Genomic DNA, 23,224 nt, shown 5'->3' with positions numbered 1-23,224 from the left:
GTCAGCCGAGCGCGAAGTTCTTCAGCAGCTCACCCGTGATCTCAGGGATCAGCGGCGCGGGCAGATCGTGGCCCATGCCATCGATCATGTGCAGCCGGGATCCCTTGACCGCCTTGGCAACGGCTCGCCCGCCCGCCGGGCGGATCAGCGGGTCTTCCTTGCCGTGGATGACGACGGTGGGGGAGCCGATCCGTCGGGAGTAGTCGAGCAGACTGCCGGTGCCGCTCACCGCGGCGAATTGGCGTACCACACCGGCGGGGTAGTAGCTGCGGTCGTAATCACGTGCGGCGTCCGCGCTCACCAGATCGTCGGACTCGGGGTACCGCGGGCTGCCGATGACCTTGCGAGCACGCACCGATTGCGCGATCACCTGATCACGGGTCGGGTTCGCGCCGGGGCTGGCAAGCAGTGCTTTCAGCGCCGCCGGGGCGGGCGGCGGCAGCAGCGGCTGGTTGGTGCTGGAGAAGACGATGCCGAGGGTCCGCACGCGATCCGCATACTCGGCGGCAAAGATCTGCGCGATCATGCCGCCCATCGACGCGCCGACGATATGGGCGGAGTCGATGCCGAGGTGATCGAGCAGGCCGACGGTGTCCTTGGCCATGTCGTGCAGGGTGTACGGCACCGAACTCGCCCGTCCCAGTTGGAATTTCGCCAGCCGGCGCCATAGCGCGCCATCCACCCGAACACCGTCAAGTTTGCTGGACAGCCCGATATCGCGGTTGTCGAACCGGATGACCCGGTAGCCGCCGTCGACGAGGGCCGCGCAGAACTCGTCGGGCCATAGCGTCAACTGCGCGCTGAAGCCCATGATCAACAGGACGGGTGGGTTGCCGGGATCGCCCATATCCTCGTAGGCGAACTCGAGCCCGTTCGCCGGGGCAGTACCGCGTCGGATGTCGGGAAGGGTCATGGGGTTAGTTCTACACGGCTCGTTTTGGCAGTTCGCCCAGGTTGCCGCTATGCTGTCTCGCGGTGTTCGTTTATCGGACGCCAACCCAATCACGTTCTACCCAAGACCGTTGGTTACCGCGCTTGCGCGGTTGAAGGTCCGGAAGTTTCCGGCGGCCCACGCAGGTTGATCGAGGTAGGGATATTGCCCGCAATGCGGCGTTGTATCTCGTAAGCCCCGGTGTGCCCTGCGCCCGGGGCGTTTGTTTTTTCCGCCTTCCTTCCGGTCCGCAAGTGGAGCAATGGTCCTTCACCGGACCAGACCGTCAAGAGAGGAGGCGAAGTATGGCAAAGGCTGAAAAGGTCACCGCGGTTGCGGAGATCGCTGAGCAGTTCAAGGGTTCGACGGCTGCTGTGGTCACGGAATACCGTGGTCTGTCGGTCGGCAAGATCACCGAGCTGCGTCGGGCACTCGGTGCCGGCGCTACTTACTCCGTCGCCAAGAACACCCTTGTCAAGCGCGCAGCCGTTGAGGCTGGCGTCGAGGGCCTCGAAGATCTGTTCGTCGGTCCGACCGCCATTGCGTTCATCGCGGGCGAGCCGGTCGACGCAGCGAAGGCGATCAAGACCTTCGCGAAGGACAACAAGGCACTCGTCATCAAGGGCGGCTACATGGACGGCCGCGCGCTGTCCGTGGACGAGGTCAACAAGATCGCGGACCTCGAGTCCCGCGAAATCCTGTTGGCCAAGCTCGCCGGCGCGATGAAGGGCAACTTGGCAAAGGCCGCAGGCCTGTTCAATGCTCCCGCCTCGCAGGTGGCCCGCCTGGCCGCCGCGCTGCAGGAGAAGAAGGCGTCCGAGGGCGCCACCGAAAGCTGATCCGCACCAAGCGCATCACCAAACCCATCCCGGTCGCGGATCGCTGACAGGGACTTAAAGGAAGGACCGCCACCATGGCGAAGCTCAGCACTGACGAGCTGCTCGACGCGTTCAAGGAACTGACCCTGCTCGAGCTCTCGGAGTTCGTGAAGGCATTCGAGGAGACCTTCGAGGTCACCGCTGCTGCCCCGGTTGCCGTTGCCGCCGCGGGTGCCGCTCCGGCCGCCGCCGACGCTGCCGAAGAGCAGGACGAGTTCGACGTCATCCTCGAGGGTGCCGGCGACAAGAAGATCCAGGTCATCAAGGTCGTCCGCGAGATCGTTGCGGGCCTCGGCCTGAAGGAAGCCAAGGACCTCGTCGAGGGTGCGCCGAAGGCGATCCTGGAGAAGGTGGCCAAGGACGCCGCCGAGGCCGCCAAGGAGAAGCTGGAAGCCGCTGGCGCCCAGATCACCATCAAGTAGTCCTCGCCTCGGCGCAACGCGCCGAGCTGCGGTACTGCATGAACGGCAGGGTGGTTCCCGTAAGGGAGCCACCCTGTCGTTTTTGGTCGTAAGCCCAGCTGTTCGAGGGGAGACCCCCAATTGTCTGGAACTTTTACTTTGAAGTAAGTTCTGTCCGAACCCCGGGGTGATCGTGGTCGAACAAACCGTCCGCACAAAGTTACTCATCGGTAGTGCCGACGGCGACGAACGGCACGGCCATACGCTAGAGTGACGCGAACCATACCGGGGGTAAGGATTCGTTGCAGCTCAAGTGGGCTGAATCGGGCGGAGGAATAGTGGGCGTCGAAGTCAGCACGCGGGGTGTCACGAAGCGATTCGGGTCGCAGACGATCTGGCAGGACGTGTCCCTGACATTGCCGTCCGGTGAGGTGTCCGCGCTGCTTGGCCCGTCCGGTACGGGTAAGTCCGTGTTCCTGAAGTCGTTGATCGGTCTCCTGAAGCCCGAAGAGGGCTCGATCTTCATCGACGGTGTGGACATCACCCAGTGCTCGCACAAGGAGCTCTACGAGATCCGCAAGCTGTTCGGTGTGCTGTTCCAGGACGGCGCTCTGTTCGGCTCGATGGACCTTTACGACAATGTCGCCTTCCCGCTGCGTGAGCACACCAAGAAGTCCGAGTCCGAGATCCGCCAGATCGTCATGGAGAAGCTGGATCTCACCGGCCTCATCGGGGCCGAGAACAAGCTCCCGGGCGAGATCTCCGGCGGTATGCGTAAGCGCGCCGGCCTGGCGCGGGCGCTCGTGCTCGATCCCCAGATCATCCTCGTCGACGAGCCGGACTCGGGTCTGGACCCGGTGCGTACCGCGTACCTGTCGCAGCTGTTGATCGATATCAACGCGCAGATCGATGCCACGATCCTGATCGTCACGCACAACATTTCGCTGGCGCGCACGGTGCCGGACAACATCGGCATGCTGTTCCGCCGCGGGCTGGTCATGATGGGTCCCCGTGAGGTGCTGCTCACCAGCGATGAGCCGGTCGTGCGGCAGTTCATCAACGGCCGCCGTCTCGGCCCCATCGGTATGTCCGAGGAGAAGGACGACGCCCAGATCGCCCAGGAGCAGGCGATGGTCGACGCCGGCCACTCCGACGGCGGCGCCGAGGAAATCACAGGCATCATCCCGCAGATCCGCGCGACCCCCGGAATGCCCGAGCGCAAAGCGGTGGCGCGGCGCCGCGAGCGGGTACGAGAAATCATGCACACCCTGCCCGCAGAGGCTCAGGCCGCGATCCAGGTCAGCCTTGAAGAGTCCGAGGACGCCGGCACGTACTACACCGGTGACCCGGATACCGAGGTGATTCCGGTCGTCTCCGCCGCTGCGGGCCGGTAGCCGAATGGCAAGTAAAGCCCAGTCCAGGCTGATGAGACCGATCAACGGCGGTCTCGCTCAGGCGGGCAATATTTTCGAGCTCTTCGTCGACGTGTTCCGCAAGCTTTTCGTGCGGCCATTCCAGTGGCGCGAGTTCATCGAGCAGTCGTGGTTCATCGCGAGCGTCTCGATCCTGCCGACCGCGCTCGTCGCGATCCCGTTCGGCGCCGTCGTCTCGCTGCAGACCGGTTCGCTGATCAAGCAGCTCGGCGCGGAGTCGTTCACCGGCGCGGTGAGCGTGTTGGCCACCGTGCAGCAGGCCGCGCCCGTCGTCACTGCGTTGTTGATCGCCGGTGCCGCCGGCTCCGCTGTTGCGGCAGATCTGGGCTCGCGGACCATCCGCGAGGAGATCGACGCGATGCAGGTGCTCGGCATCGATCCGATCCAGCGCCTGGTCGTGCCGCGGGTGATCGGCATGGTGCTTGTCGCGATCCTGCTCAACGGTCTCGTGTCGGTCGTTGGTATCGCCGGCGGCTACTTCTTCAACGTCTTCATGCAGGACGGAACGCCGGGTGCCTACCTGTCCTCGTTCTCCGCACTTGCTCAGCTGCCCGACCTCTACGTCGGTGAACTCAAGGCGGCGATTTTCGGTCTCATCGCGGGCGTCATCGCGTGCTACAAGGGTCTGCACCCCAATCCCGGCCCCAAGGGCGTCGGCGAAGCGGTGAACCAGTCGGTCGTGATCACGTTCCTGGTGCTGTTCTTCGCGAACCTCATCCTGACGCTGGTCTACCTGCAGATCGTTCCGCCCAAGGGGGCCTGACGCGATGACAATTGCGCACGGTCGCTACGACCGGACCCTCGCTCGTGCCCGAAATGTCGCGCGGATACCGCTCAATGTGGTCGACCGCGCTGGCGAGCAGATGTCGTTCTACACGCGCGCCATCGCCTGGATGCCGCGCACGCTGCAGCACTACCGCAAGGAAACGCTTCGCCTGCTCGCCGAGGTCACTTTCGGCAGCGGCGCGCTCGCCGTCATCGGCGGCACCGTCGGCGTCATCCTGCTGATGTCAGGTGCGGTCGGCGTGGTCGTCGGCCTGCAGGGCTTCGCTGCCCTGGATCAGCTTGGTAGCTCTGTGCTCACCGGCTTCATCACCGCGTACGCCAACACCCGTGAGCTCGCGCCGCTGGTCGCGGCGTTGGCGTTGTCGGCCACCGTCGGGTGTGGTTTCACCGCGCAGCTCGGCGCGATGCGTATCTCCGAGGAGATTGACGCGCTCGAGGTCATGGCGGTGCCCAGCGTGCCGTTCCTGGTCTCTACCCGCGTGATTGCCGGATTCATCGCGGTGATCCCGCTGTATATTGTCGGCCTGCTCTCGGCGTTCCTGGCCTCGCGGTTGGTGAACACCTGGTTCAACGGCCAATCGACTGGGTCCTACGACCACTACTTCAACTTGTTCCTGCCCCCGCAGGACGTGCTCTATTCGTTCGCGAAGGTGCTCATCTTCGCGTTCGTGATCATCCTGATCCACTGCTACTACGGCTTCCATGCCACCGGCGGTCCGGCCGGTGTCGGCGTGGCCGTTGGCCGCGCGGTGCGTGCCGCGATCGTGGTGATCAACGTGCTGGACTTCTTCCTCAGCCTCGCGATCTGGGGCACGACCACGACGGTGCGGGTGGCCGGATGATCAGATCTGGGTCCGCTTTCACCCGGCGCATCTTCGGTATCGCGTTCTTCCTCGTTGTTGCGCTTTTCATCTGGCTCACGATCTCGATGTACAACAAAAGCTTCAAAGAGGTCGTCAAGGTCGACATGATCACCGACAGCGTCGGCAACGCGTTGCCGCAGTACGCCGACGTCAAGATGCGCGGGGTCCTCGTCGGTGAGGTGCGCTCGGCCGAGCCGCAGGGCGAGCAGGTCAAGTCGGTGCTCGCGCTGGAGCCCGGCCAGGTGTCGGAGATTCCGTCCAACGTGACGGCGCGACTGCTGCCCAAGACGCTGTTCGGCGAGCGCTACGTCGATCTCGTTGTGCCCGCCGAGCCCAGTGGCGAGCCGATCGCCGCGGGCGACACGGTCATGCAGGATGTCAGCGGCAACGCCGTCGAGGTCGGGAAGCTGCTCGACAGCGTCCTTCCGCTGCTGGAGGCTGTGCCGCCGCAGGATCTTTCCGTCACGCTGAGCGCGCTCGCGCAGGCGCTCGAGGGGCGCGGCGAGCAGCTCGGCATCACCATCGACCGGCTCGAGACGATCTTCCGCGAGGTCAACACCGAGATGCCGGCACTGCAGTCGGCGATCCAGGATTTCGCGACGTTCACCGAGACCTACGCCGATGCCGCGCCGCAGCTGGTCAGTGCGCTGAACAACCTGCGCACGACCAACGCGACGATCGTTCAGCGCCGCCCGCAGGTCGACGTGCTGATCGCGAGCCTGACGCAGACGGCGCCAACGGTGACCGACTTCCTTGCGGCCAACCGGGACAACATCGTCTCGATCGCGGCCGACTCGGAAGAGGCCTTGACCCTGCTGGCCACCTATTCGCCGAGCTTCCCCTGCACGCTGCACAACTTCGCGCAGCTGTCGCCGCGAATCGATGAGCTGATGGGTGTCGGTACGCCCTACCGCGGCCCGCACGTAACGATCGAGCTGACCAACCCGCGGGGGCGCTACCTGCCCAACCAGGACGAGCCGCGCTGGTTCGATACACGCGGGCCATGGTGTGAACCCGAGCCACCGCTCGGTGTCGACCCGGGCCAGTACCCGGGCGGCTCGATCAACGACGGTTCGTACCAGCCGCCGACCCGTAACCCGGGCGCGGACCCGACCATGTACCCGATCCCGCAGTTCAAGGCGATGCATACGACCTCGATCGGTTCGCCGCTCGAGCGGGCAAGTCTGTCCACGGTGTATGGCGTCGCGAGTGGGGTAGCACCGGAAGACATTCCGGAATGGACAACGGCAATCGGTGCACCGGCGCTGCGCGGGAAGGAGGTGAGCGTTCGATGAGAGGTCTGACCGGCCCCTTGGTGAAGCTGATCATCTTCGCCGTGGTGACGCTCTTCTTCACCGGCATCCTGTTCGTGTCGATCGCGAACTTCGGCGGCGGCGGTACTTCGTTCAAGGCGCGATTTGCCGATGTAACCTCCCTCAACGAGGGCGATGAGGTCCGTATCGCGGGTGTGCGTGTCGGCAAGGTGACCAAGATCGAGGTCGCCGAGAAGCGCGAGGCCGAGGTCGAGTTCGAGCTCAGTGATCGCGACTGGTTGCCGGCCAGCACGACGGCCGCGATCCGGTTCCGCAACCTGGTCGGCCAGCGATACATCGCGCTCGACCAGGGCTCGGGGCAGCAGGGTTTCAAGCTGTCCGACGGCGGCACCATTCCGCTGGAGCACACCAAGTCCGCGGTCAACCTCACCACGCTGTTCAACGGCTTCCGGCCGCTGTTCCAAACGCTGTCCGCCGAGGACGTGAACAAGCTCTCGTTCGAGATCATTCAGGTCTTCCAAGGCGAGCGCGGCACGATCACAGACCTGGTGCGCGACACCGCGAACCTGACCAACAAGATCGCCGACAAGGACGCCGTCATCGGTGATGTGGTCAACAACCTGAACGTCATCCTCGAGACCGTCAACGCGCGCGACGATCAGCTGAGCGATCTGCTCGTCAAGACCAGCCAGCTTGTCGAGGGCCTTGCCCGCGACCGCGGCACGATCGGCAGCGCAGTGACTTCGCTCGCGAACCTGACCGACGCGACCGCCGATCTGCTCGAGCCGACCCGGCCGTCGCTGCAGGGATCGATTGCGGGCCTGAACCAGGTCACCGGCGAATTGAACAAGCGCAGCGACGAGGTCAACGTCGCGCTTGCCAACCTGCCGATCAAGATGGAGAGCCTTGGCCGGGTGGGTAGCTACGGGTCGTGGTTCCAGTTCTACCTGTGCGGTATCGATCTCGTGGTCGGTGGCGGCGCGCAGGATGCGCCGCAGCTGAACCTGCCCACCGGAATCCCCACCCTGAATGCCGCGATCTATCAGAACGCCGCGCCCCGGTGTAACCAGGACGGTGAGTGATGATCACGCAAAGTCGTAGGGGCCCAGTCGCACTCGGCGCCATCGGTCTGTTCATGGTGTTGCTGGTGACGGTGTCGATGTTCTTTCTCGACTCGTTGCCGATCATCGGCGCGAGCACGAAGTTCACCGCGGAGTTCAAGGAGGCCGCCGGCCTGCGCCAAGGCGCTGAGGTCCGGATCGCCGGTGTGAAGGTCGGCAAGGTGTCCGACGTTCGACTCGACGGTGACAAGGTGCTGGTCGACTTCAACACGCGCAATGCGTGGGTCGGCGACGAGACCACCGCCGCGATCGAGATCAAGTCGGTGCTCGGCTTGAAGTACATGTCGCTCGACCCACGCGGAGACGACACGCTGAGCCCTGGCGACACGATTCCGTTGGCCCGCACCACGTCGCCGTACGACGTGATCGAGGCCTTCAGCGCCGCCGCGTCCACCATCGGCGAGATCGACACCACCCAGCTGGCCGAAAGCATGGAGGTGCTCGCGGATGCGTTCACCGACACCCCGGCCGATATCCGTGCGTCCTTCGACGGCGTCGCTCGGCTGTCGGAGACGCTCGCCAAGCGCGATCAGGAACTGAAAAAGCTGTTCGCCGCGACCAAGCAGACGACGCAGGTCCTCGCCGACCGCAGTGCCGAGTTCGAGAAGCTGCTGGCGAACGGTGGCCAATTGCTCGCGGAGCTGAACAACCGGCAGCAGTCGATCGCGCTCCTGCTGGACGGCACCAAGCGCGTCAGCGCGGAGCTTTCGGCGTTCGTGCGCGACAACGAGGAGCAGATCCGGCCGACGCTGGAAAACCTGCAGGCCGTGGTGAACATCCTCAACGACAACCTGGACAACGTGAACAAGACGCTCGAGTTGGCGGCGCCGTTCTACGGCATCTACGCCGACGTGCTCGGCAACGGTCGGTGGTTCGACGCGGTCGTGGTCAACCTCGTTCCGCCGGGCCTGCCGAACTCGCTACTTCCCGACCGCCCGCCGCTTCGCACCGGGATCGGGGGTCACTGATGAGCGAGCAGAGCACTTCGACGAGCGAGCGCAACCGCCGGTGGCTGCCGATCACGCTGATCGTCATCGCGGCCGTGATCGTGGCCAGTGTGGGCTGGATGCTTTACAACCGGTTCACCACCACCAAGATCACCGCGTACTTCGATCGGTCGGTCGGCATCTATGAGGGCTCGGAGGTGCGGATCCTCGGTGTCCCGGTCGGCTCGGTCGACAAGGTCGAACCGCAGGGTGATCAGGTCAAGGTCGTCATGAGTGTCGATCGCGGCTACGACATCCCGGTCGATGCCAAGGCCATGCAGATCACGCCGTCGGTCGTGGCCGACCGCTACATCCAGATCGCGCCGCCGTACACCGGTGGCGAGAAGATGGGTCGCGACGCGACGATCACGCGCGAGAACACCGCGACTCCGGTCGAGGTCGATGAGCTGTACGCGAGTATCGCGAAGCTGTCCAATGACCTCGGCCCGAACGGGGCCAACGCCAACGGCGCCGTGTCCGACCTGCTCACGGTGAGTTCGGCCAACCTCGAAAACAACGGACAAGCGTTGGGCGCCAGCATCACTCAGCTGTCGCGCGCGTCGCGGTACCTGTCCGATGCGCGTGGCGACATCTTCGACACGATCAAGAACCTGCAGGTATTCGTCAGCATGCTCGCCGAGAACGATTCGCAGGTGCGCGAATTCAACGCGCAGCTCGCGGATATCAGCACGTTCCTGGCCGGCGAGCGGCAGAACCTCGGCGAGGCGCTGAACCTGCTTTCGATCTCCCTCGGCGATGTCGCGCGGTTCGTCAACGACAACCGCGCCCAGATCCAGGGCAATGCGGAGGCGCTCACCGCGCTCACGCAGACGCTGGCGAACCAGGCCGACAACGTTGCCGCGGCACTGCCGGTGCTTCCGGTGGCGCTGAGCAACCTGGTCAATGTGCACGACGCGGAGTCGGGAACTCTCGACATGCGCGCCAACATCCCCGAGATCGCCGAGCCGTTCAGCCTGTTCTGCAAGCTGCTCGAGGTGGGCAAGCTCAAGCCGGGCGACCCGGTGTTCGAAGAACTCGGTAGGACCTACCGCCCGGTCGTGGACGCGTGCTTCGCCGTCACCGAGCAGCTCGCGGCGGGCGTCAAGTCGCCGACGCTGAACCTGCCCTTCGGCATTCTCAGCAAGGAGAACCAGCAGGCCAATCCGGTGCCGGGAACCGTCCCGGGCAACCCGTCGCCGCGCCAGACCGACGGTGTCGCGCCGTCCGAGCAGGAAGAGGGAGGACAGTGAAGCGCACCCGTCTCCGCGTTACCTCCCTCGCCCTCGGCGGATGCGTCCTCGCCTCGGTAGCGACCGGTTGCTCCGGTGGCATCTACAGCCTTCCGCTGCCCGGCGGGCCAGACGTCGGTTCGGATCCGATGCACATCAAGATGGACTTCGATGACGTCCTGGACCTGGTTCCGGAATCCGCCGTGAAAGTCAACGGTGTCGCGGTCGGCCGTGTCACGGACATCGCGATCGGCGGCGATGGGTGGACCGCGACGGTCGACACCGAGGTGAAGAACGACATTGACCTGCCGGCCAATGCGGTCGCGCGGATCAAGCAGACCAACCTGCTCGGTGAGAAGTACATCGACCTGGCTGCGCCGGAGGCGGATCCCTCTCCCGAGCAGCTCGAGAGCGGTGCCACCATCGGCATCGAGCGCACCAGCCATGCCACCGAGATCGAGCAAGTGCTCGGCGCGTTGTCGCTGCTGCTCAACGGCGGCGGCGTCGCCCAGTTGCAGCCGATCGTCGTGGAGTTGAACAAGGCGCTCGGCGGTCGCGAGCCGCGCGTGCGCTCGCTGCTCGAACAGGCCAACACGCTTATCGATGGGCTCAATCAAGAGGTCGACTCGATCACCCGCGCGCTCGACGGGCTCGATGTGCTCAGCACCCGGGTGGCCGAACAGACCGAGGAGATCGCGGGCGTCCTGGACGAATTGCCCAAGGGCGTGCAAATTCTCGAGGAGCAGCGGCCGCAGTTCATCGGGCTCCTGGCCCAGCTCGACAGGCTCGGCGAGGTTGGCTACGACGTGGTCAACACGTCCAAGGACGACCTGATCACCGATCTGCGGGCACTGCGGCCGACGCTGCAGGCGCTCGGTGCAGCGGCACCGGATCTGGTGACCGCGTTCCCGTTGATTCCCACGTATCCGTTCCCGGACTCGGTGCTCCCGGCCGCGATCGGTGGCCAGGTGAATACCTGGTTGTCGGTGGATCTGCAGATCGGCACGACGCTGAGCAACCTCGGTGTCGGCAAGCCTGACCCGGTGTACGTGCCGCCGGTCGGTCCGCAGCCGAATATCAATCCGGCCAACCCGTACTACAACGGCAATGGGCCGTACCCGGGCTGGCCGACCATCTCGCTCGTTCCGCTGCCCCCGATCGTGCCCGCCGGTGCTCCGGTGCCTTCGCCGCTCGATCCGCTCGGTTCGATCCTCGAGAAGTTGGGGGGTGGCGGCCAATGAGGTCGAGACTCGTTCGATGGCAGTTGGTCGCCTTCGTGGTGGTCGCGGTCCTCGGGGTCGTCTACGTCGGTGCGCGCTACGTGCGGATGGACAACCTGCTCGGCTTCGGGCAGTACACGGTCAAGGTCGAGATGACCACGGCCGGCGGGCTCTACCCCGAGGCCGAGGTCACCTACCGCGGTGTCGGCGTCGGACGCGTGGGGGATATGCGCCTCACCGATGACGGACTCGTCGTGGACGCGTTGCTCGACAGCGGCGGCCCGAAGATCCCGGCGTCGGCGAAGGCCGTGGTCGCGAACCGGTCGGCGATCGGTGAGCAGTACCTGGATCTGCAGCCGGACACCGACGAGGGCCCCTACCTCGAGGACGGGTCGGTCATCTCCGCGCAGGACGTGACGACTCCGATGCCCGTTGAGGATGTCGTCCGCAGTGTCGATACCTTCGCGCAGTCGGTGCCGCTCGAAGAGCTGCGCACGACGATCACGGAACTCGGCACGGCGTTCAACGGCAAGGGTGACGACCTGCAGATTCTGGTCGACTCGCTGAACAGCTTCACCGAGACCGGGATCGAGGCGCTGCCCGAGACGCTGCAGCTGATCCGGGACGGCCAGATCGTGCTCGAGACCCAGGCCGAACAGGCCGACGCCATCCGCGCGTACGCCGACGGGTTGGACAAGGTCACCGCTCAGCTGCGGGCGAGCGATCCCGATATCCGGCGCCTGATCGCTACGGGTACCGATTTCAGCGACCAGGCCGGCACGCTCATCGAGGAGAGCGGTCCCGCCCTCACGCAGGACCTCACGAACCTGAATGTGCTGCTGAAGGAAGTGGCGCCGAAGTCGTTCAACCTCAAGCCGATACTGCAGCTGCTGCCCGGACTCTCCATCGGTGGTTCGTCAACGGTGCCCGGCGACGGTACGACGCACTTCGGCATCGTGCTCGAGACGAACAACCCGATCGCCTGTACCCGCGGCTACGAGAGCACCTACGAGGAGCTCCGCAAGCTGAAGGAACAGAACCCGGACTTCGACGACACGCAGGACAACTTCCCGTTCAACACCAAGGCCGGATGCAAGGTGCCGCAAGGCAATCCGACGTCGGTGCGTGGTGGGGCGCGCTCGATCTACACGGACCCGACCGTGCCGCAGCCCTGGGACGACAACCCGAAGACGATGCCGGACACGCTGAACCTCAGCCCGGCAGCGGAACAGCTCGCGGTGTTGCTCGGCGTTGTGCCGCGGTGAGCGGCCGCGTAGCGCCGAACCGACTCGCCAGTAAGGTAGCGGTGTGACCGACCCAGCTGTGCCCACCCAATCCTCCGACCGGAAGGGCTCGATCCCACAGATCCTCGCCGTCGCAGTCGCTGCTGCGGTTGCCGTTGCCGTGCTGGTGACGGCGGGCTGGTTCGGGGTCCGGTGGGCCCTCACGGACACCAACGCCGCGGACGCGCGAGATTCGGCGCTCGACGGAGCCCGTCAGGCCGCGATCAACCTGAACTCGATCAATCCCGACGATGTGGCGGGCAGCGTCGCGCTGATGGAGTCCTCCACGACGGGGGACATGCACGACCAGATCGAGAAGAGCCGCGACCAGGTCACGCAGCTCGCCACGCAGAGCAAGACCCGCCTCGAGGCGACTGTGCTCAGCGCCGCGCTGACCGAGCTCAACACCGATGAGGACACCGCCGCGGCGCTCGTCGTCGTCGCGCAGACCAGCACATACCCGGACAAGCCGCCTACGAGGCAGCGGGTGACCTGGACGATGAACATGCACGAGACCGACGGCGTCTGGAAGGCCGCGCAGGCGACCACGCTGGGTCAGCCGGTGCTTTTGGACGACCCGGGCGCCCAGGCTCCCGCTCCCGCGCCTGCACCCGAGGACACCGAAGAGGGTGGTTCGTAGGTCTGTCGGCTTCCGACGAACCTGCACACCGAAGGAGTAGTACCCAATGCCACCGAATCGCCGCGTCAATCAGCCCGGTCCCGTACGTCGACGTCCGAAGATCGCCGGCACCGGCCGATCCATCGCGCCGCGCACACCGGCGGAATCGGCCGAGTCGGTCGCCGAACCGCAGGCTGTGACGTCCGAGGTCGAACCGCAACCGGCCGAAGCGCCACAGGTGGAAGCACCTGTTGCGGCGAAGCAGACCGAACCTGCCTTCGCAGAGCCACAGGCAGAGGACGAATCAGTTCCGGTCGAACCTGCCGTCGAGGCCGAGAAGAGGCCCCGCAATCCACTCCAGCTCGCCGCCGCACTGTTCGTCGTCGCCCTGGTGCTGATCGGCATCGGGTCCGTGATCGCGAAGGTCGCTCTGGACTCCGCGATCTCCAATCAGGCCTTCGTCGACAACGCCGCGACCGATGAGGTGAAGGCGGCGGCAGAAAACGCCCTGACGACCATCACGGCGTACAAGTTCGATGACATGGACGCCTGGGCCGACCGGTCGCGCGAGGTGCTCAATGAGGACATGCGCGCCGATTTCGACAAGACCGTCGATGTGACGAAATCCGCTGCGCAGCAATCGAAGACGAGCACCGAGGCCAAGGTCGACCCGACCGGCGTCACGCTCCTCGACGGCGATCAGGCCGAGGTGCTGGCGTTTCTCACGGTCAGCGTTACCAACAACGGGGTCGCTCAGGGCAGCTCGTCGGGCCCGGAAGTGGCCCGGATGACGAAGGTGGACGGCAAATGGGTGCTGTCGGAGATCGTTCTGCAGTGACTCCCGCAACTTTTTGGGCGGGAAACGCGGGCGCTAAGCCTTGACGTCGCGGAGCCGAAGCGTCACTCTATTGGCACGAACATGCGAGATTTCGCGGGCCGTGCACTGGTGACCAGCGCCGAAACGGCACGGACGCCCCACTCGGATGCTTATCATGCTGCCTGGCTGGACATGATCCAGCTATTGGTGTAAGTTTGGACGTTGCGCTGGCTGCCTCCTGTCCACCCCTCGATTGCAAAGGTCGACTTCACGTTCTCTGGACGTGAATTTTCTGCCCTGCTCTTCGAGTCTCGTTCGGGTTGTAACCAGCGAGATTCGTAGCAGATTAAGCGATGGTCGCGCATTTCGGACGCGGCCCGCGTGAGGTGCTGGAAGGACGCATCTTGGCAGTCTCCACCCAGACCAAGGCAATTACCGGAATCCCCGGAGCCCCCGAGCGGGTGTCATTCGCGAAGATCCGTGAACCGCTGGAGGTGCCCGGGCTTCTCGATCTTCAAACTAATTCGTTCGATTGGCTGGTTGGCTCACCGGAATGGCGCGAGCGCCAGGCCGCGAAGGCCGATACCGGCTTGAACGCCCCGCCTCCCACGGGAGGCCTCGAGGAAGTTCTCACGGAGCTGTCTCCGATCGAGGATTTCTCGGGCTCGATGTCCCTGTCGTTCTCCGACCCGCGCTTCGACGAGGTCAAGGCCTCGGTTGACGAGTGCAAAGACAAGGACATGACGTACGCGGCACCGCTGTTCGTCACCGCGGAGTTCATCAACAACAACACCGGTGAGATCAAGAGCCAGACGGTCTTCATGGGCGACTTCCCGATGATGACCGACAAGGGCACGTTCATCATCAACGGCACCGAGCGCGTCGTTGTCTCGCAGCTCGTTCGCTCCCCGGGTGTCTACTTCGACCACACGGTCGACAAGACCACCGAGAAGGATCTGCACAGCGTCCGCGTGATCCCCGGTCGTGGCGCATGGCTCGAGTTCGACGTCGACAAGCGCGACACCGTTGGTGTCCGCATCGACCGCAAGCGTCGTCAGCCGGTCACCACGCTGCTCAAGGCGCTGGAGATGACCGACGAGGAGATCCGCGAGCGGTTCGGCTTCTCCGAGATCATGATGACCACGCTCGAGAAGGACCCGGCGAAGAACACCGACGAGGCCCTGCTCGACATCTACCGGAAGCTGCGTCCGGGCGAGCCGCCGACGCGTGAGAGCGCGCAGAACCTGCTGGAGAACCTGTTCTTCAAGGAGAAGCGCTACGACCTCGCGCGCGTTGGTCGCTACAAGATCAACAAGAAGCTGGGCGTCAACCCCGGCGAGGCGATCACCTCCACCGTGCTCACGCGCGAGGACATCGTCGCCACCATCGAGTACCTGGTGCGTCTGCACGCCGGTGACAAGGCGATGACCGTTCCCGGCGGCGTCGAGGTTCCGATCGAGGTCGACGACATCGACCACTTCGGCAACCGTCGTCTGCGTACCGTCGGCGAGCTGATCCAGAACCAGATCCGCGTCGGCCTGTCCCGCATGGAGCGCGTCGTCCGCGAGCGCATGACCACGCAGGACGTCGAGGCGATCACGCCGCAGTCCTTGATCAACATTCGTCCCGTTGTGGCCGCGATCAAGGAGTTCTTCGGAACGTCGCAGCTGTCGCAGTTCATGGACCAGAACAACCCGCTGTCGGGTCTGACCCACAAGCGTCGTCTCTCGGCGCTCGGCCCGGGTGGTCTGTCCCGTGAGCGCGCCGGCCTCGAGGTCCGCGACGTGCACCCGTCGCACTACGGCCGCATGTGCCCGATCGAGACGCCGGAAGGCCCGAACATCGGCCTGATCGGCTCGCTGTCGGTGTACGCGCGGGTGAACCCGTTCGGCTTCATCGAGACGCCGTACCGCAAGGTCGAGAACGGTCGGATCACCGACCAGATCGAGTACCTGACCGCGGATGAGGAAGACCGCTACGTCAAGGCCCAGGCGAACGCCAAGGTCGACGCGAACGGCACCTTCACCGAGGAGCGCGTGCTCTGCCGTCGTAAGGGTGGCGAGGTCGAACTCGTCACGCCGAGCGAGGTCGAGTACATGGACATCTCGCCGCGCCAGATGGTTTCGGTCGCGACCGCGATGATTCCGTTCCTCGAGCACGACGACGCCAACCGTGCCCTGATGGGCGCGAACATGCAGCGTCAGGCCGTGCCGCTGGTCCGTTCCGAGGCGCCGCTCGTCGGCACCGGCATGGAACTGCGCGCCGCGGTGGACGCCGGCGACGTCGTTGTCACCGAGAAGGCCGGTGTGGTCGAAGAGGTTTCGGCCGACTTCGTCACCGTCATGGCCGACGACGGCACCCGCCGCAGCTACCGGATGCGCAAGTTCGCGCGGTCCAACCAGGGCACGTGCGCCAACCAGCGTCCGATCGTGGACGAGGGTCAGCGCGTCGAGACCGGCCAGGTCCTCGCCGACGGCCCCTGCACCGAGAACGGTGAGATGGCGCTCGGCAAGAACCTGCTCGTGGCGATCATGCCGTGGGAAGGCCACAACTACGAGGACGCGATCATCCTGTCGCAGCGCCTCGTCGAAGAGGACGTGCTCACCTCGATCCACATCGAGGAGCACGAGATCGATGCTCGCGACACCAAGCTCGGTGCCGAGGAGATCACCCGGGACATCCCGAACGTCTCCGACGAGGTCCTCGCGGATCTCGACGAGCGCGGCATCATCCGCATCGGTGCCGAGGTTCGTGACGGCGACGTGCTCGTCGGCAAGGTCACGCCGAAGGGCGAGACCGAGCTGACGCCGGAAGAGCGCCTCCTGCGTGCGATCTTCGGTGAGAAGGCGCGCGAGGTTCGCGATACCTCTCTGAAGGTGCCGCACGGTGAGTCCGGCAAGGTCATCGGCATCCGCGTGTTCTCTCGCGAGGACGACGACGATCTGCCTCCGGGCGTGAACGAGTTGGTGCGCGTGTACGTGGCGCAGAAGCGCAAGATTCAGGACGGCGACAAGCTCGCCGGCCGGCACGGCAACAAGGGCGTCATCGGCAAGATCCTCCCGCAGGAGGACATGCCGTTCCTGCCCGACGGCACCCCGGTCGACATCATCCTGAACACGCACGGCGTGCCGCGTCGTATGAACATCGGTCAGATCCTCGAGACCCATCTCGGTTGGATCGGCAAGACCGGCTGGAACGTGCAGATCGCCGGCGACGGCACTCGACCGGACTGGGCGGAGACGCTGCCGGAGGAGATGCTGGCGGCCGGTCCGGACACCAACATCGCCACCCCGGTCTTCGACGGTGCGCGCGAGGAGGAGCTCACTGGCCTCCTCTCGTCGACGCTGCCGAACCGCGACGGTGAGGTCATGGTGAGCCAGGAGGGCAAGGCGACCCTGTTCGACGGTCGTTCCGGTGAGCCGTTCCCGTACCCGGTTTCGGTCGGCTACATGTACATCATCAAGCTGCATCACTTGGTCGACGACAAGATCCACGCGCGTTCGACGGGTCCGTACTCGATGATCACCCAGCAGCCCCTCGGCGGTAAGGCCCAGTTCGGTGGCCAGCGCTTCGGCGAGATGGAGTGCTGGGCGATGCAGGCCTACGGCGCGGCCTACACGCTGCAGGAGCTGCTCACCATCAAGTCGGACGACGTGGTCGGCCGCGTGAAGGTGTACGAGGCGATCGTCAAGGGCGAGAACATCCCTGAGCCGGGCATCCCGGAGTCGTTCAAGGTGTTGCTCAAGGAGCTGCAGTCGCTGTGCCTCAACGTTGAGGTGCTCTCCAGCGACGGCGCGGCGATCGAGATGCGTGATGGCGACGACGAGGACCTGGAGCGCGCTGCTGCCAACCTCGGAATCAACCTGTCCCGCAACGAGGCCGCCACGGTCGACGACCTGGCGAACTAGTCCGGCGGCGGCGGCCGCGCATTGTGGCCGCCGCCTCTAGTCCTTGTCGAACTTGCTAGAACAATCCCACTTTTGGGGAAAGGAAGTTACGTGTTAGACGTCAACTTCTTCGATGAACTCCGAATCGGTCTTGCCACGGCCGACGACATCCGCCGTTGGTCCTTCGGCGAGGTCAAGAAGCCGGAGACCATCAACTACCGCACGCTCAAGCCGGAGAAGGATGGCTTGTTCTGCGAGAAGATCTTCGGTCCCACCCGGGACTGGGAGTGCTACTGCGGTAAGTACAAGCGTGTCCGCTTCAAGGGCATCATCTGTGAGCGCTGTGGCGTCGAGGTCACTCGCGCCAAGGTGCGCCGCGAGCGGATGGGCCACATCGAACTGGCCGCGCCGGTTACGCACATCTGGTACTTCAAGGGTGTGCCGAGCCGCCTCGGCTACCTGCTCGACCTGGCGCCGAAGGATCTCGAGAAGATCATCTACTTCGCGTCCTACGTGATCACCTCGGTCGACAAGGACATGCGGCACAACGAGCTGTCCACGCTCGAGGCCGAGATGGAGGTCGAGAAGAAGGCGCTCGCCGATCAGCGCGACGCCGATCTCGCTGCACGCCAGACGAAGCTCGAGTCCGACCTGGCCGAGCTCGAGGCCGAGGGTGCCAAGTCGGACGTGCGCCGCAAGGTGCGCGACGGCGGCGAGCGCGAGATGCGCCAGCTGCGTGACCGTGCCCAGCGCGAGCTCGACCGGCTCGACGAGATCTGGACGACCTTCACCAAGCTCTCGCCGAAGGATCTGATCCCGGACGAGATGATCTACCGTGAGCTGATCGATCGCTACGGCGAGTACTTCACCGGCGGCATGGGTGCCGAGTCGATCCAGATGCTCATGCGGAACTTCGACATCCAGGCCGAGGCCGAGTTGCTGCGCGAGACCATCCGCAGCGGCAAGGGCCAGAAGAAGCTGCGCGCGCTCAAGCGACTCAAGGTTGTGGCGGCGTTCCAGATGTCCGGAAACTCGCCGATGGGCATGGTCCTCGACGCTGTTCCGGTGATCCCGCCGGAGCTGCGCCCGATGGTTCAGCTCGACGGTGGCCGCTTCGCCACCTCGGACCTGAACGACCTGTACCGCCGCGTCATCAACCGCAACAACCGCCTCAAGCGACTGATCGACCTCGGTGCACCCGAGATCATCGTCAACAACGAGAAGCGGATGCTGCAGGAGTCGGTTGACGCACTGTTCGACAACGGCCGCCGCGGCCGTCCGGTCACCGGACCTGGCAACCGCCCGCTCAAGTCGCTGTCGGATCTGCTCAAGGGCAAGCAGGGCCGGTTCCGTCAGAACCTGCTCGGTAAGCGCGTCGACTACTCCGGCCGTTCGGTCATCGTCGTCGGCCCGCAGCTCAAGCTGCACCAGTGCGGTCTGCCCAAGCTGATGGCGCTCGAGCTGTTCAAGCCGTTCGTGATGAAACGTCTCGTCGACCTGAACCACGCGCAGAACATCAAGTCCGCCAAGCGGATGGTCGAGCGTCAGCGTCCGCAGGTGTGGGACGTGCTCGAAGAGGTCATCGGCGAGCACCCCGTGCTGCTCAACCGTGCACCGACGCTGCACCGCCTCGGCATCCAGGCCTTCGAGCCGCAGCTCGTCGAGGGCAAGGCCATTCAGCTGCACCCGCTCGTTTGTGAGGCGTTCAACGCCGACTTCGACGGTGACCAGATGGCCGTGCACCTCCCGCTGTCCGCGGAGGCGCAGGCCGAGGCCCGCATCCTGATGCTGTCCTCGAACAACATCCTGTCGCCGGCATCGGGCCGTCCGCTCGCCATGCCGCGTCTGGATATGGTCACCGGCCTCTACCACCTGACCCGTCAGGAAGAGGGCGCGCTGGGCGAGTTCAAGCCCGCGACCAAGAACGAGGCCGAGCAGGGCGTGTACTCCTCGCCCGCCGAGGCGATCATGGCCGTGGATCGCGGTGTGCTGTCCGTCCGCGCCACCATCAAGGTGCGGCTGACGCAGCAGCGTCCGCAGGCCGAGGTCGAGGCCGAGCTGTTCCCCGAGGGCTGGACCCGCGGTGACGCTTGGACCACCGAGACCACGCTCGGCCGTGTGCTGTTCAACGAGCTGCTCCCGGCGGACTACCCGTTCATCAACGAGCAGATGCCGAAGAAGCGGCAGGCGACGATCATCAACGATCTCGCCGAGCGCTACCCGATGATCGTGGTTGCGCAGACCGTCGACAAGCTCAAGGACGCCGGCTTCTACTGGGCCACGCGTTCCGGTGTCACCGTGTCGATCTCGGACGTTCTGGTTCCGCCGGAGAAGCCCGAGATCATGGAGCGCTTCGAGGCGCAGGCCGATCAGATCGAGAAGAAGTACCAGCGTGGCGCGCTCAACCACTCCGAGCGCAACAGCGCGCTGGTCAAGATCTGGTCGGAGGCCACCGACGAGGTCGGCCGGGCCATGGAGTCGCACTTCCCCGACGACAACCCGATCCCCGTGATCGTGAAGTCGGGCGCTGCGGGCAACATGACCCAGGTCCGCTCGCTCGCGGGTATGAAGGGCCTGGTGACAAACCCGAAGGGTGAGTTCATCCCGCGTCCGATCAAGTCTTCCTTCAAGGAAGGCCTGACCGTTCTCGAGTACTTCATCAACACTCACGGTGCGCGTAAGGGTCTGGCAGACACCGCGCTTCGTACCGCCGACTCGGGTTACCTGACCCGTCGTCTGGTGGACGTGTCGCAGGACGTCATCGTGCGCGAGCACGACTGTGGCACCGAGCGCGGTATCAACACCACGATCGCCGAGAAGCTGGCCGACGGCACGCTGGTGCGCGACGCGCACGTCGAGACCTCGACGTACGCCCGCACGCTGGCCTCCGACGCGGTGGACGAGAAGGGCAACGTCATCGTTGAGGCGGGCGCCGATCTTGGCGACCCGGCCATCGAGGCGCTGCTCGGCGCCGGCATCACCGAGGTGAAGGTCCGCTCCGTGCTGACCTGCACCACCGGTACCGGCGTGTGCGCGACCTGCTACGGCCGCTCGATGGCCACCGGCAAGCTCGTCGACATCGGCGAGGCGGTCGGCATTGTCGCCGCGCAGTCGATCGGTGAGCCCGGTACCCAGCTGACCATGCGTACCTTCCACCAGGGTGGTGTCGCGGGTGAGGACATCACGGGCGGTCTGCCGCGTGTCCAGGAGCTGTTCGAGGCGCGTGTGCCGAAGGGCCTCGCCCCGATCGCCGAGGTCAGTGGCCGCGTGCGCATCGAGGACGACGACCGCTTCTACAAGATCACCATCATCCCGGATGACGGTGGCGAGGAAGTTGTCTACGACAAGCTCTCGAAGCGTCAGCGTCTGCGTGTCTTCAAGCACGACGACAACTCCGAGCGCGTGCTCGCCGACGGTGACCACGTCGAGGTCGGCCAGCAGCTGCTGGAAGGCTCGGCGTCGCCGCACGAGGTGCTCCGCGTGATGGGCCCCCGCCAGGTGCAGATCCACCTGGTCAAGGAGGTTCAGGAGGTGTACCGCAGCCAGGGTGTGTCGATCCACGACAAGCACATCGAGGTGATCGTTCGCCAGATGCTGCGTCGCGTGACCATCATCGACTCGGGTTCGACGGAGTTCCTGCCCGGCTCGCTCACCGAGCGTGCCGAGTTCGAGGCCGCGAACCGTCGGGTTGTCGCCGAAGGCGGCGAGCCGGCAGCGGGTCGTCCGGTGCTCATGGGTATCACCAAGGCATCGCTGGCCACCGACTCGTGGCTGTCGGCGGCGTCCTTCCAGGAGACCACTCGCGTGCTGACCGACGCGGCAATCAACTGCCGCTCGGACAAGCTGATCGGTCTCAAGGAGAACGTCATCATCGGCAAGCTGATCCCGGCCGGCACCGGCATCAACCGGTACCGGAACATCCAGGTTCAGCCGACCGAAGAGGCTCGCGCCGCGGCGTACGCTGTGCCGTCCTACGACGACCAGTACTACAGCCCGGAGGGCTTCGGCACCGGCACCGGCGCTGCAGTTCCGTTGGACGACTACGGATTCAGCGACTACCGGTAGTCAGCTAACCAGAGCGGCCCCGCACTCGTTTCGAGTGCGGGGCCGCTCTGGTTTACGTGCCCTTTTCGAGTGCAAATCTTCTCCGTGGGTGCGAAACTTCGTCCCTGTAAACACAATTCGTACCCGTTTGCTCTGGTTTGGCGGCCGCTACCCCCGGTGCGCCCGCCACGGCCATCCCGATACCGAGTGCTACCGCCGCGTGACCATCCCAGGATTCTGGGATATGGCCGCCGCGGAACGCGATTCTCCGGCCAAGCCTGGCAGCATGGATCGCATGACGATCAACACGACGTCCATTTCCCACGTTCGGCTCACGGTCACCGATATCGAGCGGTCGCGACGGTTCTATGACGGTGTGTTCGGTTGGCCGGTTCTCATCGAGATGCCGGCCGACGCCGACGACAAACTTCGCGAGCAGCTCGCATTCCTGTACGGCGGCGTCATCTACAACATCGGGGACGCACTGATCGGGCTGAGGCCCGTCGCCGAGGACAACTTCGACGAGGACCGGACGGGCCTCGACCATCTTGCGTTCAACGTGGGCAGCAAGGCGGAATTGGATTCGGCAGCTACGCACCTCGATGACCTGGGCATCGCGCATGAGCCGATCAAAGACATCGGAATCTCGTACATACTGGAGTTCCGCGATCCGGACAACATCGCGCTGGAACTGGCCGCACCGAAGGGATAGGAGTCGAGGATGGCTGGGAAGAAGCTCGACCGGCAGACTGGACGTGCCGGGCTGGAAACGATCAAACAAAGCCCCGTGATGGTTGCGGTGCTCGGTGCCCCGGCCTTGATCGGCTTTGCGCTGATCTGGTGGCTCGCGGGCTTCGGCTGGGCAATCCTCGCCGGACTCCTGCTCGTAGGGTTCGTCGCCTACAAGGTCACGCGGTAACCGTTCGCACGCGCTCCCGGGTGCAAAATTTGTTCCCGGGGACGAAACTTCGCCCCCGGGAACATAATTCGCACCGTCAGTTCGGCAGGTTCGGCGGCGGGGCACCGTAGCGGTAGGGCAGGTACTGCATTTGCCACCCGTTTCCATCCGGGTCGGTGAAATACACAAAGTGTCCCCAGGGCTGCACGTCCACCTCGCTGGCGTCGACGCCGGCGTCGAGCAGCGTCTTGCGCCCTTCCTCGATGTCGGAGACGCAAACAGTCAGACCCTTGTACGAGCCCGGCACCGCATCGGTGATGTTCTTGCCGATCGCGATCGAGCAGTTCGAGCCCGGGGGAGTGAGTTGAACGAAGCGCAGATCCTCGGTCACCGTGTGGTCGTGGTCGGCGTTGAAACCGATCGATGTGTAGAAGTCCTTGGCCCGGTCGACGTCGGTCACGGGCAGAGTGACGAGTTCGAGCGTCCAGTCCATCGTGATCACCTCTCGTTGTCGGTAATCCTGAGTCTTGTCGCTATTGCGGACAGGTTCAGTC

19 protein-coding genes are annotated in these 23,224 nt (G+C 64.9%); 17 read left to right on the top strand and 2 right to left on the bottom strand.

The window, feature by feature from the left end:
- Position 1: 1 nt before the first annotated feature.
- Entirely contained in the window at positions 2-913 is a 912-nt protein-coding gene (locus A8G08_RS19695) for an alpha/beta fold hydrolase (protein WP_068277996.1), read from the bottom strand.
- Positions 914-1,236: 323 nt separating this feature from the next.
- Here A8G08_RS19695 and rplJ point away from each other — a divergent pair, with 323 nt between their 5' ends.
- The 17 genes from rplJ to A8G08_RS19610 all read left to right on the top strand — a co-directional run bounded on the left by rplJ (position 1,237) and on the right by A8G08_RS19610 (position 22,691).
- Complete coding sequence (rplJ, locus tag A8G08_RS19690) at positions 1,237-1,770, top strand: 50S ribosomal protein L10 (protein ID WP_068277995.1); 534 nt, start codon at positions 1,237-1,239, stop codon at positions 1,768-1,770.
- A 74-nt stretch (positions 1,771-1,844) separates the two neighbouring features.
- Positions 1,845-2,231, top strand: a complete 387-nt coding sequence (gene rplL / locus A8G08_RS19685; RefSeq protein ID WP_068277991.1) for a 50S ribosomal protein L7/L12 — start codon at positions 1,845-1,847, stop codon at positions 2,229-2,231.
- A 314-nt stretch (positions 2,232-2,545) separates the two neighbouring features.
- The gene (locus A8G08_RS19680) at positions 2,546-3,604 is read left to right on the top strand and encodes an ABC transporter ATP-binding protein (RefSeq protein ID WP_068278071.1); all 1,059 of its coding nucleotides are present in this window, start codon (positions 2,546-2,548) and stop codon (positions 3,602-3,604) included.
- A gap of 4 nt (positions 3,605-3,608) precedes the next feature.
- Complete coding sequence (locus tag A8G08_RS19675) at positions 3,609-4,406, top strand: MlaE family ABC transporter permease (RefSeq protein WP_068277988.1); 798 nt, start codon at positions 3,609-3,611, stop codon at positions 4,404-4,406.
- 4 nt (positions 4,407-4,410) lie between these two features.
- Complete coding sequence (locus A8G08_RS19670) at positions 4,411-5,271, top strand: MlaE family ABC transporter permease (RefSeq protein ID WP_068277985.1); 861 nt, start codon at positions 4,411-4,413, stop codon at positions 5,269-5,271.
- Positions 5,268-6,587: an MCE family protein gene (locus A8G08_RS19665; protein WP_068277984.1), complete on the top strand. Its 1,320-nt coding sequence runs from the start codon at positions 5,268-5,270 to the stop codon at positions 6,585-6,587. Before A8G08_RS19670 ends, A8G08_RS19665 begins: the two co-directional genes overlap by 4 nt.
- The gene (locus A8G08_RS19660) at positions 6,584-7,648 is read left to right on the top strand and encodes an MCE family protein (protein WP_068278070.1); all 1,065 of its coding nucleotides are present in this window, start codon (positions 6,584-6,586) and stop codon (positions 7,646-7,648) included. Before A8G08_RS19665 ends, A8G08_RS19660 begins: the two co-directional genes overlap by 4 nt.
- A complete protein-coding gene (locus A8G08_RS19655; protein ID WP_068277983.1) occupies positions 7,648-8,655 on the top strand; it encodes an MCE family protein in 1,008 nt (335 codons plus the stop codon). The genes A8G08_RS19660 and A8G08_RS19655 overlap by 1 nt, the downstream gene beginning before the upstream one ends.
- Positions 8,655-9,923 (top strand): MCE family protein, encoded by a 1,269-nt coding sequence (locus A8G08_RS19650; protein ID WP_068277981.1) that lies wholly within the window; start codon positions 8,655-8,657, stop codon positions 9,921-9,923. Before A8G08_RS19655 ends, A8G08_RS19650 begins: the two co-directional genes overlap by 1 nt.
- Positions 9,920-11,143, top strand: a complete 1,224-nt coding sequence (locus A8G08_RS19645) for an MCE family protein (RefSeq protein ID WP_068277979.1) — start codon at positions 9,920-9,922, stop codon at positions 11,141-11,143. The genes A8G08_RS19650 and A8G08_RS19645 overlap by 4 nt, the downstream gene beginning before the upstream one ends.
- Positions 11,140-12,387: an MCE family protein gene (locus A8G08_RS19640; RefSeq protein ID WP_068277977.1), complete on the top strand. Its 1,248-nt coding sequence runs from the start codon at positions 11,140-11,142 to the stop codon at positions 12,385-12,387. Before A8G08_RS19645 ends, A8G08_RS19640 begins: the two co-directional genes overlap by 4 nt.
- 43 nt (positions 12,388-12,430) lie before the next feature.
- The gene (locus A8G08_RS19635) at positions 12,431-13,045 is read left to right on the top strand and encodes a hypothetical protein (RefSeq protein ID WP_084436562.1); all 615 of its coding nucleotides are present in this window, start codon (positions 12,431-12,433) and stop codon (positions 13,043-13,045) included.
- 46 nt (positions 13,046-13,091) lie between these two features.
- Positions 13,092-13,862 carry a hypothetical protein gene (locus A8G08_RS19630; protein ID WP_068277974.1) on the top strand — a complete coding sequence of 257 codons (771 nt, stop codon included), beginning with the start codon at positions 13,092-13,094 and terminating at the stop codon, positions 13,860-13,862.
- 365 nt (positions 13,863-14,227) lie between these two features.
- A complete protein-coding gene (gene rpoB, locus A8G08_RS19625; protein ID WP_068278068.1) occupies positions 14,228-17,749 on the top strand; it encodes a DNA-directed RNA polymerase subunit beta in 3,522 nt (1,173 codons plus the stop codon).
- Between the two features lie 90 nt (positions 17,750-17,839).
- Positions 17,840-21,793 (top strand): DNA-directed RNA polymerase subunit beta', encoded by a 3,954-nt coding sequence (locus A8G08_RS19620; protein ID WP_068277971.1) that lies wholly within the window; start codon positions 17,840-17,842, stop codon positions 21,791-21,793.
- Positions 21,794-22,067: 274 nt separating this feature from the next.
- Positions 22,068-22,484 (top strand): VOC family protein, encoded by a 417-nt coding sequence (locus A8G08_RS19615; protein ID WP_068278067.1) that lies wholly within the window; start codon positions 22,068-22,070, stop codon positions 22,482-22,484.
- 9 nt (positions 22,485-22,493) lie between these two features.
- On the top strand, positions 22,494-22,691 hold the full coding sequence (locus A8G08_RS19610) for a hypothetical protein (RefSeq protein WP_068277968.1): 198 nt from the start codon (positions 22,494-22,496) through the stop codon (positions 22,689-22,691).
- 76 nt (positions 22,692-22,767) lie between these two features.
- On the opposite strand, the gene A8G08_RS19605 is transcribed toward A8G08_RS19610, so the two are convergent.
- Complete coding sequence (locus A8G08_RS19605) at positions 22,768-23,163, bottom strand: VOC family protein (RefSeq protein WP_068278066.1); 396 nt, start codon at positions 23,161-23,163, stop codon at positions 22,768-22,770.
- Positions 23,164-23,224: the final 61 nt, after the last annotated feature.

It is taken from the genome of Aldersonia kunmingensis, assembly GCF_001646865.1.
GTDB lineage: Bacteria > Actinomycetota > Actinomycetes > Mycobacteriales > Mycobacteriaceae > Aldersonia > Aldersonia kunmingensis.
This window is presented reverse-complemented; position numbering and strand designations above follow the sequence as displayed.

Excerpts from the sequence above, each read along its gene's own strand:
- A8G08_RS19695 (WP_068277996.1), bottom strand. The coding sequence starts at position 913 with ATGACCCTTCCCGACATCCGACGCGGTACTGCCCCGGCGAACGGGCTC.
- rplJ (WP_068277995.1), top strand. The coding sequence starts at position 1,237 with ATGGCAAAGGCTGAAAAGGTCACCGCGGTTGCGGAGATCGCTGAGCAG.
- rplL (WP_068277991.1), top strand. The coding sequence starts at position 1,845 with ATGGCGAAGCTCAGCACTGACGAGCTGCTCGACGCGTTCAAGGAACTG.
- A8G08_RS19675 (WP_068277988.1), top strand. The coding sequence starts at position 3,609 with ATGGCAAGTAAAGCCCAGTCCAGGCTGATGAGACCGATCAACGGCGGT.
- A8G08_RS19670 (WP_068277985.1), top strand. The coding sequence starts at position 4,411 with ATGACAATTGCGCACGGTCGCTACGACCGGACCCTCGCTCGTGCCCGA.
- A8G08_RS19665 (WP_068277984.1), top strand. The coding sequence starts at position 5,268 with ATGATCAGATCTGGGTCCGCTTTCACCCGGCGCATCTTCGGTATCGCG.
- A8G08_RS19660 (WP_068278070.1), top strand. The coding sequence starts at position 6,584 with ATGAGAGGTCTGACCGGCCCCTTGGTGAAGCTGATCATCTTCGCCGTG.
- A8G08_RS19655 (WP_068277983.1), top strand. The coding sequence starts at position 7,648 with ATGATCACGCAAAGTCGTAGGGGCCCAGTCGCACTCGGCGCCATCGGT.
- A8G08_RS19650 (WP_068277981.1), top strand. The coding sequence starts at position 8,655 with ATGAGCGAGCAGAGCACTTCGACGAGCGAGCGCAACCGCCGGTGGCTG.
- A8G08_RS19640 (WP_068277977.1), top strand. The coding sequence starts at position 11,140 with ATGAGGTCGAGACTCGTTCGATGGCAGTTGGTCGCCTTCGTGGTGGTC.
- A8G08_RS19630 (WP_068277974.1), top strand. The coding sequence starts at position 13,092 with ATGCCACCGAATCGCCGCGTCAATCAGCCCGGTCCCGTACGTCGACGT.
- A8G08_RS19615 (WP_068278067.1), top strand. The coding sequence starts at position 22,068 with ATGACGATCAACACGACGTCCATTTCCCACGTTCGGCTCACGGTCACC.
- A8G08_RS19610 (WP_068277968.1), top strand. The coding sequence starts at position 22,494 with ATGGCTGGGAAGAAGCTCGACCGGCAGACTGGACGTGCCGGGCTGGAA.
- A8G08_RS19605 (WP_068278066.1), bottom strand. The coding sequence starts at position 23,163 with ATGGACTGGACGCTCGAACTCGTCACTCTGCCCGTGACCGACGTCGAC.